This is a genomic window from Enterococcus sp. AZ119, from assembly GCF_050546175.1.
GTDB lineage: Bacteria > Bacillota > Bacilli > Lactobacillales > Enterococcaceae > Enterococcus > Enterococcus faecalis.
In genome coordinates, this window is record NZ_CP172951.1 from 2,524,012 (window position 1) to 2,538,716 (window position 14,705).

The 14,705-nt window shown below is 39.5% G+C and carries 14 protein-coding genes; 1 reads left to right on the forward strand and 13 read right to left on the reverse strand.

Annotated elements, in window-relative coordinates:
* Nucleotides 1-104 precede the first annotated feature (104 nt).
* The 10 genes from opp2A to IGL37_RS12275 form a co-directional block, all read right to left on the reverse strand.
* The gene (gene opp2A, locus IGL37_RS12230; protein ID WP_002354945.1) at nucleotides 105-1,883 is read right to left on the reverse strand and encodes an oligopeptide ABC transporter substrate-binding protein Opp2A; all 1,779 of its coding nucleotides are present in this window, start codon (nucleotides 1,881-1,883) and stop codon (nucleotides 105-107) included.
* A gap of 28 nt (nucleotides 1,884-1,911) precedes the next feature.
* Complete coding sequence (opp2C, locus tag IGL37_RS12235; RefSeq protein WP_002365358.1) at nucleotides 1,912-2,835, reverse strand: oligopeptide ABC transporter permease Opp2C; 924 nt, start codon at nucleotides 2,833-2,835, stop codon at nucleotides 1,912-1,914.
* A 27-nt stretch (nucleotides 2,836-2,862) separates the two neighbouring features.
* Nucleotides 2,863-3,825, reverse strand: a complete 963-nt coding sequence (opp2B, locus tag IGL37_RS12240) for an oligopeptide ABC transporter permease Opp2B (RefSeq protein ID WP_002354943.1) — start codon at nucleotides 3,823-3,825, stop codon at nucleotides 2,863-2,865.
* Nucleotides 3,825-4,769 (reverse strand): oligopeptide ABC transporter ATP-binding protein Opp2F, encoded by a 945-nt coding sequence (gene opp2F, locus IGL37_RS12245; RefSeq protein WP_002354942.1) that lies wholly within the window; start codon nucleotides 4,767-4,769, stop codon nucleotides 3,825-3,827. The genes opp2B and opp2F overlap by 1 nt, the downstream gene beginning before the upstream one ends.
* On the reverse strand, nucleotides 4,769-5,809 hold the full coding sequence (opp2D, locus tag IGL37_RS12250) for an oligopeptide ABC transporter ATP-binding protein Opp2D (protein ID WP_002365359.1): 1,041 nt from the start codon (nucleotides 5,807-5,809) through the stop codon (nucleotides 4,769-4,771). Before opp2D ends, opp2F begins: the two co-directional genes overlap by 1 nt.
* Before the next feature lie 263 nt (nucleotides 5,810-6,072).
* On the reverse strand, nucleotides 6,073-6,312 hold the full coding sequence (gene acpP, locus IGL37_RS12255; RefSeq protein WP_002354939.1) for an acyl carrier protein: 240 nt from the start codon (nucleotides 6,310-6,312) through the stop codon (nucleotides 6,073-6,075).
* 136 nt (nucleotides 6,313-6,448) lie between these two features.
* Nucleotides 6,449-7,450, reverse strand: a complete 1,002-nt coding sequence (gene plsX, locus IGL37_RS12260; protein WP_002354938.1) for a phosphate acyltransferase PlsX — start codon at nucleotides 7,448-7,450, stop codon at nucleotides 6,449-6,451.
* Nucleotides 7,451-7,552: 102 nt separating this feature from the next.
* Nucleotides 7,553-9,589: an ATP-dependent DNA helicase RecG gene (recG, locus tag IGL37_RS12265; RefSeq protein WP_002359051.1), complete on the reverse strand. Its 2,037-nt coding sequence runs from the start codon at nucleotides 9,587-9,589 to the stop codon at nucleotides 7,553-7,555.
* Nucleotides 9,590-9,704: 115 nt separating this feature from the next.
* On the reverse strand, nucleotides 9,705-11,381 hold the full coding sequence (locus IGL37_RS12270) for a DAK2 domain-containing protein (RefSeq protein ID WP_002354936.1): 1,677 nt from the start codon (nucleotides 11,379-11,381) through the stop codon (nucleotides 9,705-9,707).
* 82 nt (nucleotides 11,382-11,463) lie between these two features.
* A complete protein-coding gene (locus tag IGL37_RS12275; RefSeq protein ID WP_002354933.1) occupies nucleotides 11,464-11,826 on the reverse strand; it encodes an Asp23/Gls24 family envelope stress response protein in 363 nt (120 codons plus the stop codon).
* A 273-nt stretch (nucleotides 11,827-12,099) separates the two neighbouring features.
* On the opposite strand from IGL37_RS12275, the gene rpmB reads away from it, so the two are divergent.
* Nucleotides 12,100-12,288, forward strand: coding sequence for a 50S ribosomal protein L28 (rpmB, locus tag IGL37_RS12280; RefSeq protein ID WP_002354928.1), 189 nt, complete (start codon nucleotides 12,100-12,102; stop codon nucleotides 12,286-12,288).
* 102 nt (nucleotides 12,289-12,390) lie between these two features.
* Here the strand turns inward: rpmB and IGL37_RS12285 are convergent, their stop codons facing one another.
* From IGL37_RS12285 to rsgA, 3 genes are read right to left on the reverse strand one after another with little or no spacing between them, the layout of a single operon-like run.
* Nucleotides 12,391-13,035 (reverse strand): thiamine diphosphokinase, encoded by a 645-nt coding sequence (locus IGL37_RS12285; RefSeq protein WP_002354926.1) that lies wholly within the window; start codon nucleotides 13,033-13,035, stop codon nucleotides 12,391-12,393.
* Nucleotides 13,032-13,685 carry a ribulose-phosphate 3-epimerase gene (rpe, locus tag IGL37_RS12290; protein ID WP_002354925.1) on the reverse strand — a complete coding sequence of 218 codons (654 nt, stop codon included), beginning with the start codon at nucleotides 13,683-13,685 and terminating at the stop codon, nucleotides 13,032-13,034. Before rpe ends, IGL37_RS12285 begins: the two co-directional genes overlap by 4 nt.
* A 23-nt stretch (nucleotides 13,686-13,708) precedes the next feature.
* Complete coding sequence (gene rsgA, locus IGL37_RS12295; protein WP_002359046.1) at nucleotides 13,709-14,602, reverse strand: ribosome small subunit-dependent GTPase A; 894 nt, start codon at nucleotides 14,600-14,602, stop codon at nucleotides 13,709-13,711.
* Nucleotides 14,603-14,705: the final 103 nt, after the last annotated feature.

The window sequence follows — 14,705 nt, forward strand, 5'->3', positions numbered from 1 at the left end:
AAACTGATAAACGGCGGGAACAGAAGCAACTCCTCCTTATTTCTCGGAGTTAAACACTTTTGTCCCGACCTCGTTCTATCTCTATTAAATCAGCGGAACGTTGTTTAACGTTTTTCCGCAGTGACACCCACTGTTGCCCATGGATTATCTTTCGTATCAACTGCCCAAGTAAAGTCAACTACACGGTCGTTGACAGGCAAGACTTCATTTCTGTAAAGCGTTGGGATTACAAACGCTTCATCAATGGCATACTCTTGCCAATCGTAGAAGGCTTTTTTACGTTTTTCTTCATCAAATGATGCTTTTGAATCAATCGCATCAAGTAATTTAGTATTTTCTTCTGACTCAAAACGTGTATAGTTAAAGGCTGAGTTTGGACCATATAAGCCGGTTGGTGAAGGATCTGAACCTGTGCCCCACGCGCCTTGATAGATATCTACTTCTGGGTCATCATTTTTCAATTTATCATAGAATGCTTGGAAATCAATTAAGCGTCCTGTTGTATACGTTACGTTTAAGCCAATTTCTTTCCATTGTTGGACATAGTAATCAGCAAGTGGTTGTGCAGTTTCGCCGCCTGACATTGAAGCAAACTTGATTTCTAGTGGTTTGCCTTCTTTGTCTTCGCGAATGCCATCGCCGTCTACGTCTTTATAACCAGCATCGTCTAATAATTTTTTCGCTTTGTCTAAATCAAGCGTATAGCCTTTCGCTTCGCTATCATGCAAGCTCTTGAAGACTGGTGGGATTAACGTTGTTGCCCCTGTTCGTAAGCCGTTGTAGAATTTTTGGCCGACTGCATCATTGTCAATTGCATAGCCCATGGCTTGACGTAAGCTTTTATCTGCCATTTTAGCTTTTGGATTGTATTTCACTGTATTGGTTTCTTTGTCAAACGTACCCATTTTAAAGCCAATATACGTGTAGGCTTGTTCGGGACGTCCTAAGATTTGATACCCTTCAGTATCTTTGTAGGTTGGATACGTATCTGTTGGCATTGATAATGCAATATCGTATTGTTTCGCTTTCATCGCTTCTACAATACTCGCAGAAGGAACAGATTTGAACACTAATTTATCTAATTTAGGTTTGCCACCGTAGTAATGCTCATTTGGTAGGTATTCAACAGATTCACCTGTCACAATATTACTCATGTAGTATGGTCCAATAGTCACAGGGTTTTTACGAACTGCATCGCTTGATTCCATGTCTTTAACAGCAATTCCTTCAAAGGCATGTTTTGGTAAAACTGAACCCCAAACACCGCCACCTAATTGTTGCATTCCTGGGTGAACTTCTTTATAAGTGATTTTAACTTCTTTATCATTGACTTTTTCTATGCCAGAAATGGTTGGCGATTTACCATCATGGTAGTCTTCCATGCCAACAATATTCGTAAAGTTATCATCATAACGAATCCCTGTATAGTCTTTATGACCAATGACTTCATAAGAGAAAATCACGTCATCTGCCGTCACATCTTTACCGTCAGACCATTTCAAATTGTCACGTAATTTAATGGTTGCTGTATTGGCATCTTCATCTAATTTCAGATCCGCAGGACCCCCATCGACAATCTTAAAGTCTGCATCATTGTTAAATAATGGCTGTACCGTTGGAAGCATGTATTGTGCATCATAGTTGTCTTGATAAAATTCTTGCTGGAAAAGTCCTTGGAATTGTGTATCCATAACTACAGCGACATCTAATGTCCCGCCATCAATTGCTTTTTTATCATTTTTAACAGCGATTGGCATTTTTGAAATGTCTTCTGTTTCCGTTGCTTTATTGCCCCCGCCTTTATTGCCGCCACCACATGCAGCTAACCCGAATACTAACACAGAAGCTAACGTGATTGCACCTAAAATCCGTTTCTTGTTCATCTCTTTTCCTCCCTCATTTTTTGGCTAATTAGCCTAATCGTTGTCGTGCATCTGCTGAGCGCTTAAATGCTTGTCCAACATAGTTTATACTTAACATCAAGACTAAAATTAGAATTGATGCAGGTAACCAAACCCATTGTTTATTGACTAATACATCTCCACTGCTGGCGTAGCCAATTAAGGTTCCTAAACTTGGGACACTTTGTGGTAACCCGAAGCCTAAGAAAGTTAACGTTGTTTCGATCCCGATATTGGCCGCGAAATTAATCGTTAAGTTCGTAATAATTAACGAACTTAAATTCGGCATAATTTCTCGAAACATAATTTTAAAATCGCTTGTTCCCATTGTCTTAGAGGCACTAACGTAATCTCGGCGCCCTTCAGATAACGTTTTACTGCGGAACAACCGCGCTTTTCCAACCCAATAAAACGCACACATAATCCAAATAAAGGACCAGATACTATATTTAGGAATCACGGAAACGAACACAATAATAATTAACATAATTGGCAAAATCATAATAAAATCCACGATACGCATCAAAATATTATCAATCATGCCTCCATAATAACCGGAAATAATCCCTAAACCGACCCCGATAATAGACGTAATAATCGTAATGGCAAAACCGATTAAAATCGAGTTTCTAGCCCCGATAATCAATTGTCCTAAAACATCACGACCCCCTTCATCGGCTCCTAAAATGAACTTGGTGCCATTCATTGTAACGGTACCTGGTTCCGCATATTTATCTAAAATACTTACATGCATAACGGCACTTTGGTCTAACACTAACGAACCGATAAAAACGGCTAATAAGATAATAACCAAAAGGATTAAAGAAAACATCGCCATTTTTTCTTTGACGAATTCTCGCGCAATCATCCGAAAGCCCATTGGTGGAATACTTTCTTGTAAGACTTCTTCTCTTTTTTCTTCTGTCAATTCCATTTTTATCACCCTTTCTTCGTGTTTTTTCTACTGAATTCGAATTCTTGGATCAACAATACTCATTACAATATCAGAAATTAAGGTTCCGATAAGGGTTGCCAATCCCAAAATCAACACGAGAGCGGTAATAACGGAATAGTCACGTTGAATGATACTATCAATAAATAATTTTCCAATTCCTGGGAAAGCAAAAATCTTTTCAATAACGACTGATCCGGCAATCAAAGCAGTAATTTCATAACCTAATTGAGAGGCAATTGGTAATGCTGCATTTCTAAAAATGTGTCGATTAAAAATTTTATTCGTTGGCACTCCTTTTGAACGAGCAGTACGAACAAAGTCCATGTTTTTAACATCAATCACTTCACTGCGCAAATATTGAATAGTGACCGCTGTCCCTAGCAACGCTTGAGTGACCCCTGGTAAAATTAAATGCTTCAGTTTATCTAAATAATACGGCCATGTTCCCTCAGCCAAACCAACAGTCACGGTTCCACTCGTTGGGAACCAGTCTAAGCGATACCCAAAAATAAAGAGCATAATCAAGGCAAAGATGAATAATGGCACGGCAAAACTGAAGAAGTTGTAGATAACCACCATTTTGTCAAACCATGAATTTTGGTAACGGCCAGCAATTAAACCGAAAGGAATGGCGATTAAATAAGTGATTATGACTGATACAGCGGCCAATGCAATCGTATTCCCCACCCGACCAGCAATGAGCGTGGACACAGGTAATTTAAAGATAAAACTATGCCCAAAATCTCCATGTAAGGCATTGCCAATCCAACGGAAATATTGTTCGTACCAAGGATCATTTAACCCGGCAGCTTCGCGCATGGCTTCAATCACTTTCGGGTCTTGGTTCGGATTAATCAATCCTGTAAACGGATCACCTGGCATCATTTTAGCCAATAGGAAAATCAAGACACTTAAAATAATCACTTGCGGAATCATCAATAACAAACGGCGTAAAATTGTTTTCCACATTATTCAGCACCTCCATTTTTTAACGCTACTTGGTGGGTTGGACTAATCGCATGTAAGTTATAAACCCGCCCATTTTCATCATAATAGTCTTTATGATTTTCCCGATACTCTTGCTCAACTCTTCTTCGTTCTTCTTTGTGAGCTTCTCGGTTCGCTACGTCAATTTTAGGAATTGCTGAAAGTAAGCGTTTGGTATAAATGTGTTGTGGATTAGTGTAAATATCTTGGCGTGTACCGATTTCTACAAAACGGCCTTTGTACATAATGGCAATGTTGTCACACATATGTTTAACTACGCCCAAATCATGGGAAATAAATAAGTAACTTAACCCATATTCCTGTTGAATGTTCTTCATAAAATTCAATACCTGTGCTTGCACAGATAAGTCCAGTGCTGAAACAGGTTCATCTGCAATAATTAATTTGGGGCTAGTAGCCACCGCTCGGGCGACGCCTAAACGTTGGCGTTGTCCACCAGAAAATTCATGAGGATATTTGTACAACGCATCTTCTGGCATCCCCACAATATCCAACAAACTTTTGACTTTTTTCTTTTCTTCTTGGTCACTTAACCGTTCAAAATTTCGAATTGGTTCGGCGATAATATCTAGTACTCGTTTTTTAGGGTTTAAACTTGACATCGAATCTTGGAAAATCATTTGGACATCTTTGTTGTATCCAATCGCTTTTCGACTTCGCGGCTTGGTTACATCTTGTCCTTGATAAATAATTTCACCATTTGTAATTTTTTCTAAACCAATAATTGCTTTTCCTGTCGTTGATTTTCCAGAACCCGATTCACCAACTAACCCATACGTTTTACCTTGTTCAATCATGAAATCCACACCATCAACCGCCAAAACATGATCAGTGATTCGATTGAAGAAGCCGCTGCGAATTGGATAATGAACTTTTAAATCTTTAATTTGAATAATTTCTGTCATTACGCTTCCCCTTCCCCGTCTCTAAAATGAAAATGTTTATAACATGTACAACGAACAAAATGATTCGGTGCAACTTCATGTAATGTTGGATTTTCTTCATGTTCCGATGCATCAATCCAAGGAATTCGTGGAGCAAACCGACAACCTTTTCTAGGTAATTTGGTTAACGAAGGAACAATCCCTTCAATCACATGAAGTTCTTCTTCATCTGAATTCTCTTGGGGAATGGACTGAAGTAAGGAACGTGTATATGGATGTTTCGGATGACTAAACAATTCTTCAGCAGTGGCTACTTCTACAAACTGACCCGCATACATAACCGCTACACGATCAGCCATTTCCGCAACTACACCTAAGTCATGGGTAATTAAAATAATGCCGCTCCCTGTTTCTTCTTGCAAATCTTTTAACAAATCGAGAATTTGTGCCTGAATGGTAACGTCTAAGGCCGTTGTGGGTTCATCTGCAATTAAAATCGGTGGTTTACACGCGATTGCAATGGCAATAATCACCCGTTGGCGCATGCCGCCAGACAATTCATGAGGATACTGTTTCCCGACACGCTCTGGGTTGGGAATCCCCACTTGATCTAACAGTTCAATGGCCCGTGCTTGTTTTTGTTGTGCGGTCATTTTGGTATGATACGTGAGACTTTCTTTAATTTGGTCTTCAATTCGCATGAGCGGATTCAGTGCAGACAACGGATCTTGGAAAATCATCCCAATATCGTTTCCTCTGACTTTGTTGTACAATGTTTCATTAAACGTAGTTAAGTTTAAATTGTTGTATAAAATTTCCCCAGTAATTTTGGTATGATTGGGATCATGTAAGCCCATAATCGTTGTTGCTAAGGTACTTTTTCCACAACCAGATTCTCCGACGATTGCCAGAATCTCATTTTTCTTCAATTCAAATGAAACATCATCGACGGCATTATAATAATCATCTTTGATTCTAAATGCTGTTTCTAATCCTGAAACCTCTAGTAATTGTTCATTTCCTTGCATCCATACGCACCCCTTACGTCCTTTCAAAAACATTATATAAATTAACTAATATTTAATGATAGCACTTTCTAATTTTTATCAATGTTAATTTACAGCTCATTGTTTTTTCATAATTTTATAGAATTATTCCATAAAAAGCAAGATAAAATAACTTTTTTCGCAGTTATTTTTTTACATGTATGATTTTTTTTACAAAAATATGTGTAAAAATAGCCTTATTGCTTAATAAAATAACCATTATGTACGCAAAAAAAGTCGATTAACAGGAATGTTAATCGACTTTGTCTTATTATTTTTTATGAATTACTCACAATATAATCTACAGCGGCACCAACTGTTTCAATTTTTTCTGCATCTTCATCTGAAATCTCTGTTCCAAATTCATCTTCAAGTTCTAAAACAAACTCCATTACGCTAATTGAGTCAGCGTTCAAATCATCTTTAATGTTTAATTGATCTGTTACTTGATCCGCTTCAATATCAAAGTGGTTTGAGATAATCTTCGCTACTTTTTGAAGTACTTCTTCACGAGTCAACTGTATTCACCTCCACTGCTTTTGAAAAAAGGTTCTTTCTTTTACTAAAACGCTAAGATACATTGTACTCACAATTTGGGTATTTGTCCATCTTTTTTTCATTTGAGTAACAAACTGATGTCAAGACAATTGCAAATTACTCTGCTTTGCCTTCATAATATTCCACTAATTGTGGGACAACTTGGGTTTCTAACATTGTATGAATTTGACGAATGGTGTAGCGGACGGCATCAGGACCCGTGGCCCCATGCGTTTTAATGACTGGCGCTTTTAAGCCAAATAAAACCGCTCCCCCATGTTTTGAGTAGTCCATTTCGTCTTTCATGCCACGCAACGCATTCTTTAATAATAAGGCGCCCATTTTTCCTTTGACACCTTCAGAAAGAATCGCTGTTTTCAGCAAACTCATCATGTTCATAGCTGTGCCTTCGATGGATTTTAAAACGGCGTTTCCTGTGAAGCCATCTGTCACCACCACGTCAGCTACGCCATTTAATAATTCTCGTGCTTCAACGTTTCCGACAAAATTAATCGTTTCATCTGCTGCTAACAATTCGAAGGCTTTTTTCGTTAATTCACTGCCCTTTGTTTCCTCAGTTCCGTTATTTAATAGACCGACACGAGGATTCTGAACGTTCCGAACTTTTTCAGCATAGAATGAACCTAAAACGGCATACTGAACCAAATGTTCTGGTTTATTGTCTGCATTGGCTCCTAAATCTAACATGTCAAACCCTTTGTCTGGTTCTCCCATGACAGGTAAAGTTGACATCAAACCGGGACGTTCCACATTTTTGATGCGGCCGACAATGAACAGACCCGCTGCTAATAGCGCTCCGGTGTTGCCTGCAGAAAAAATCGCATCGGCTTCCCCATTTTTAACTGCTTGCGCTGCTAAAACCATGGAAGCAGTTTTCTTACGACGGATTGCTTTAACTGGCTCATCGTCACTAGCAATTTTTTCATCGGTATGAATAATCGTAATGTTTTTTTCATCGGTGATGTATTTTTTTATTTCGGCTTCTTTTCCATATAATTGAAATTCAATGTCTGGGAAGTCTTGTTTGGCTAGCATAACCCCTTCAACAATTGCTTGTGGGGCGTTATCTCCACCCATTGCATCTACAGCAATTTTCATGAGTGATTCCCTCCTACTTTTTTGTTTCCTAACAAGTATAACATATTTTTTTCAAAGAAATACGCATTGGCTTTTACTTTCTGGCTTCAAAAATTACCTCTTCTAATCGAAAAATTGGGCTGCCTCATCTTGGGGTTTCACTCGATTGGCTAAGCCTTGATAAGCAGGATATTGCCACCATTCTTTCACTTGCCATAGGGCACTTGCTTCTTGGCGCGCAACTTCTAAAATGTTAAAGTCCGTCACGATATCTCCTACCGCAAATTGAGGCACCCCTGATTGCCGTGCACCGAACACTTCCCCAGGTCCGCGAAGTTCCAAATCACGCTCACTCAAGACAAAACCATTGGTGGTTTCTGTCATGATTTTCATACGCTCAACGCCCATTTCATTTTTCGGATTGGCCACTAAAATACAATAAGATGCACTGGAGCCACGCCCCACACGTCCCCGTAACTGATGTAACTGTGCTAACCCAAACCGGTCCGCATCCATAATTAACATCACCGTGGCATTTGGTACATTCACGCCAACTTCAATAACGGTGGTAGAAACCAATAATTGTAGCTGATTGTCTTTGAACTCCTGCATAATGTCATCTTTTTCTTGGTTTTTCATTTTACCGTGTAGCAATCCCACTTGATATCTTGGGGAATAAAAGCTTTGCATATGTTCAAAAATTTCTGTTGCGTTTTTCACATCTAAGGCTTCTGATTCTTCAATCAAGGGACAAATAATATAGGCTTGATGTCCTCGAGCCAGCTCTTTTTCCATCCATTCTAAAACAGTATCTAACTGCGGCGGCCGAATCCAACGTGTTTCGATTGGAATCCGTCCAGCTGGCATTTCATCAATGATTGATACATCCATTTCGCCATAGGCTGTAATGGCCAGCGTTCGAGGAATCGGAGTGGCCGTCATAAATAGAACATCTGGTTTTAAGCCTTTTTCTCTTAATATTTTTCTCTGGTTCACACCAAAACGATGTTGCTCATCGGTGATTACCAAACCTAATTGATGGAAACTGACATCTTGTTGTATCAAAGCATGGGTCCCTACCACAATGTCAATCTCGCCATTGGCCAGTTCTTCGAGGATTAGACGACGTTCTTTCGTTTTGGTGGAACCTGTTAATAAGGCCGTTCGCACTTCTAATGGATCAAACAACTGCTGTAAGCTTTCCATGTGCTGTTGCGCTAAAATTTCAGTCGGAACCATTAACGCCCCTTGAAAGCCAGCGGTCATGGTGGCGTATAGCGCAATCGCAGCCACTACCGTTTTCCCACTCCCCACGTCACCTTGAAGCAATCGTTGCATATGCTTCGGACTTCGCAAGTCTCGACAAATTTCATTGGTCACTTTTTTTTGGGCGCCTGTCAATTCAAAAGGCAGTCCTTGGGTGAACGTTTTTAAGCGATCCACGTCATATTGAATAGCTAAACCATTTTTTTCCGCTTTTTCTTGTTTCTTCAATCCTTGCATTTTAAGTTGGAAAAGGAAAAACTCTTCAAAGACTACTCGTCGTTTAGCTTGATGACTTTCTTCTGGATTACTGGGAAAATGCATCGCCCACATTGCTTCTTTTCTAGGCATCAAGCGGTACTTTTCTAATAAATCATTCGGTAAAATCTCTTCAACCAGTGAACCATACTCTTCAAAAGCAGTGCGGATTAACTGAACCAACGTGCTTTGGCGGACTTTTTTATTCACATGATAAATGGGGGCGAAATCTTCATTGTCTCCTTTAGAAGCTAAGATTTTCATGCCATTTAATGATTTTCTCTTGGCGTCCCATTTGCCATAAACAGCAATTTCTTCGGAAAGAACTACTTTGTCTTTTAAAAAAGGTTGATTGAAGAAGGAAACATTAATGACCGCATGTTCTTGCATCATTCGAAACGTTAACCGGCTCTTCTTATAACCGTACCGACTAACGACTGCTTCCGAAACCACTAGCCCTTTTAGCGTAACTTTTTCCTGATCCTGAATCTCGCTTAAATCCTTTTCTTGGATATCATCGTAGCGGAAGGGATAATACGTCAATAAGTCTTCAATTGTAGCAATCCCCAGTTCTTGTAAATTTTCAGCACGTTTTGGGCCAACACCGGGCAATACGCTGACTAAATCTGTGATGTCCATAAAATCCCCTCCTCATTAATATACGCAAAAAAATGGATCATTCATTAAATAGGCTGGTTCATTAGCCCTAACTAATGAACCAGCCTATTCGTTTTTATTTTTTCATCACGAAAACCTATTCTGCTGAGAATAAGTATGGATACACAGGTTGTCCACCTTCATGAAGTTCTGTTTCTAGTTCATCGTTTTCAGAAACTAAAATAGCGATTAGCTTTTCAGCTTCTTCAACCGAACCATCTTCGCCGACAATAATTGTCACGATTTCAGTGTCTTCATCAATCATGCGGTTCAACGTGTCTAATGATGCATTAAAACGATCTGCTTCAGAAACGACGATTTTACCATCAATCATTCCTAAGAAGTCATCTTTTTTAATTTCAACGTCATCAATGGTTGTGTCACGAACAGCTGTGGTTACTTGACCACTCACAACGCTGTCTAACATTTCCGTCATACTTGCTTTGTTTTCTTCTAATGATTGTTGATCATTGAAAGCTAACATTGCTGTCATTCCTTGAGAAATGGTTTTAGATGGAACAACCGCTACTGGTACATCGGCAACTTCTGCTGCTTGATCAGCCGCCATAAAGATGTTTTTGTTATTTGGTAAAATAATGACTTGCTCTGCATTCACTTCTTTGACTGCTTTTAAAATATCTTCCGTACTTGGGTTCATTGTTTGGCCACCACTAATAATGTAGCTTGCACCTAAACTTCGGAATAATTCTTGAACGCCTTCACCGGCTGCAATAGCAATCACAGCAAACGGTACGCGAACTTTTTCAGTCAACGCTTCTTGCTGAGCATCGCGTTCAACTAACGTTTCATGTTGTAAACGCATATTGTCTACTTTTATTTTTACTAACGAACCAAATTTTTGGCCGTAGTTCATCACTTCACCTGGATGCTCAGTGTGCACGTGAACTTTGATAATTTCGTCATCGTTAACGACTAATAGAGAATCGCCTAGTTCATTTAAGTAGTTTCTGAATGTTTCATAATCAAAAGCGCTGTCCACGGTTGGGCCTTCGCCGATACGAACCATAATTTCTGTACAATAGCCAAATTTAATGTCTTCTGTCGCAACGTGACCACTAACACCACGATGATGTTCAGCATTAACCATTTCGTCCATTTCGGCAGGACTTGGTTCATACGTTTCAGTTGGTAAAAATTCACCACTAAGCGCTTCTAAAAATCCTTCATAGATAAATAGTAGTCCTTGACCCCCACTATCTACAACGCCGACTTCTTTTAGGACAGGTAATAAATCAGGTGTTTTCGCTAAGGCACGTTTAGCGCCTGCTACAACAGCTGTCATAACTTCGATACAGTCATCTGTTTCTTTCGCTTTACGTTCACCAGAACGCGCCGCTTCACGAGAAACAGTTAAGATTGTTCCTTCAACGGGTTTCATCACTGCTTTATACGCTGTTTCTACACCATGTGTAAATGCAGCGGCCAAGTCTTTGGCATTTAATGTTGTAACCTCAGGAATTTGTTTTGAGAAGCCGCGGAATAATTGAGATAAAATAACCCCAGAGTTTCCACGAGCACCCATTAATAACCCTTTGGATAACGCACCTGCTAATTCTCCTACTTTTTCAGAGCGAGAATCGGCCACAGCCTTTGCACCACTGGTCATTGATAAGTTCATATTTGTTCCTGTATCACCATCGGGTACAGGGAAAACGTTTAATGAGTTGACATATTCTGCATTTGTGTGCAGACGAGTCGCACCTGCCTGGACCATTTCCTGGAACTGACCTGCGCTGATTTCTGTTACATTCACCTAAAAAATCCTCCTTCAGATTTACCGCTAACGGCAACACACGACTTCCTTGTGCAATTGCATCGTTGACAGTACACTACCTCTAATCCGGTAATACACGAACTCCTTGAACAAAAACGTTAACTGAATTCGCAGTGACACCTAATAATGTTTCAAGATTATATTTTACTTTTTCTTGGACGTTACGAGAAACTTCAGAAATTTTTGTACCATAACTAACAATCGTGTAGACATCCACTGCGATTCCGTTGTCTTCTTGACGAACAACGACACCACGTGAGTAATTCTCACGACGTAAAATATCGTTTAAGTTATCTTTAATTTGATTTTTGCTTGCCATTCCGACAATTCCGTAAATATCTGTCGCAGCTCCGCCAACTACTGTAGCGATCACATCATTGGTAATCTCAATGGTACCTGCGGGTGTTTGAATTTTTACAGCCATTGATGAAAGCCTCCTTATAAGAGCACATTCGCCCTATTTTCTTCCATAACATTTTATCATATCCAGCCTTTAATTAAAAGGAAGTTCGTCAGATATTTTCATTCTTCCACTTCTAAGTGAACATTCTAGCAAGATTTCAATTTACTCTTTTTGATTGCTAAAGTCAAATCATAGAAAAAAATCTTCTTGCAAATCAGTGCCTAATATGATAAATTAAGTTAGTATGAGCTGAATATTATCGCTCCAAGATCAAGGCAAAGGAGGAAACTTAAAATGGCAAAAGTATGTTACTTCACTGGTCGTAAGACTTCAAGTGGTAATAACCGTTCACATGCGATGAACTCAACAAAACGCACTGTGAAACCTAACTTACAAAAAGTTCGCGTATTAATCGATGGTAAACCTAAAAAAGTTTGGGTGTCAACTCGTGCTTTGAAATCTGGTAAAATCGAACGTGTTTAATAAACTTAAATAAGCAAAGCTGGACGTTCGTTGTTCGGCTTTTTTTATTGCATAAAAAAAGAGGTTGGACCTTCATCACTTTACTGAAGGTCCAACCTCTTTTTACTTATCTTTACTTTGAATAACCGCAATCATCCCTGCATCGAAGGAAAAAGCAGCGGCTTCTTCGATAAATTCATTACTTGCATACGATGTTGGGTAAGGAACATCTTGATTGGTTAATAAATATTTACTGCGTCGTAGCGTCAAGTTTTCTACAGGCGTCAAACAGCAGTAGGCCAGATATTCTTTATCTGGCTCTTTTGGTACGATATACGAACCAGGGGCGTAATACTGGATGCTATTTTGACGATCGCATAGACGGATTTGGCGAAGTACGCCTTGAAATCGTGGTTCAAAGGGTAACCAAAGATTGGCTAACAGGTGGTCAATTCTGCCCCCTGTCGCACCGATAATCGTCATCTCTGCTTGTGGAAATCGTTGTAAAGCTTCTTGAAGCGCTAATTGTGTATCTGTATCATCTTTTTCAGCAGGTGCTTGAATGAGTGTTTCGGCAGTTTCTTGGACAAAATGGTATTCTTCTCGTGATAATGAATCAAAATCGCCTACCGCTAATTGTAACGGTAAATCGGCCTCTAATAAATGGAGACAGCCGCGATCAATACCTACGAAATAATCATACGTAGCTGGTTCAAAGGTTGGCCAATCACTTGGATTACCGCCAGCTACCAGTAAGACACGACTCATTTGTCTAGCACTGCTCTCAGTGCATCGATTCGTTCTTGAGGATTTTCAGCATTATAAATGTAGGAGCCTGCAACAAACACTTCCGCACCGGCTTCTTTACAACGTGCGGCAGTTTCAGGAACAATCCCGCCATCGACTTCAATTTCATAGGTGTATCCTTTTGTTTCTTTCCATTCTTTTAATTGAGCAATTTTTTCTAGTGAGTTTTCAATAAATGATTGTCCGCCAAAACCTGGATTGACAGTCATTACCAAGACTTGGTCTGCTAAGTCTAATACATTTTCAATCATCGAAAGTGGTGTCCCAGGATTGATGGTTACGCCAGCTTTCACACCCGCATTTTTAATCATTTGTAAGGCACGATGAATATGGGGTGTTGCTTCTTGATGGACGGTAATAATATCCGCACCGGCTTCCGCAAAGGCATTGATATAGTTTTCAGGTTGTACAATCATCAAATGAACATCCAATGGTAGTTTTGTCACTGGACGAATCGCTGAAACGATATTCGGTCCTAAGGTAATGTTGGGCACAAATTGACCGTCCATAACATCAACATGAATATAATCTGCTCCTAATTCTTCTACTAAACGGATATCTCTTTCTAAATTGGCAAAATCGGCACTTAAAATGGATGGTGCTAGTTTCATTTGGCTCGCTCCCTTTATATTTGCTATGATTTTTTCTTATAAACAGGTCGTCGATTCTCGATTTCCATTAAAAACTGTAAATAATTTTCGTAACGACTCGTCGCAATGGTTCCCGCTTCCACTTGACGTTTCACTTCACAACCAGGTTCTTTGTGGTGCATACATTCACGAAACTTACAGTGAGAGGCCGCGGCAACAAATTCAGGAAATTGCTTTGGTAATTCCACTGCTTCCATCTCCAAGAAATCGATGGCACTAAATCCTGGTGTATCAGCAACCAAACCGTCGTATAACGGAATCAATTCCACGTGACGGGTCGTATGTTTGCCCCGTCCTAAAGATTGGGAAATTTCCGCAGTTGCTAGTTGTAATTCTGGTGAAATTTGATTCAACAATGTTGATTTTCCAGCGCCTGATTGTCCCATAAAAACAGTCAATCGTTCTGGGAAAAAGCGTTCTAATTCTTTGGTGGCTTCTACGTCTTCCGAAGCGATTACCGCATAACCTAACGCTTCATAAATCTGTTTAATTTCAGTGACTTCTTGACGTTGCGGCTCATCTAATAGATCAACTTTCGTTAAATAAATAACTGGTTCTATATCCTTATACTCTAAGCTGACTAAGAAACGATCCAACAAATTAAACGAAAAATTTGGCGAAACCATACTCATGACAACCACGCCTAGATCCACATTTGCAACAGGCGGGCGCACTAATTCATTTCGTCTTGGTAAAATTTCCAACACATAACCATCTGTTAAATTATCGCTTTCAAAAAGTACTTCATCTCCCACGAGTGGCGTAATTTTTCGATTACGAAAATTCCCTCGCGCTCTTGTTTGATATGTTTCTCCATCTGCGTATACATAATAAAAACCGCTTAACGCTTTTCTGATTTGACCTTTCAGATAAACCACTCCTAACTACTTTCGAATATACAGGATAGTGGCAGAGAAATCAAGGGAGCCTCTCGATTCTATTAATTAAAAAGAGCCTAGGACATAAGTCGAAATGACTTAC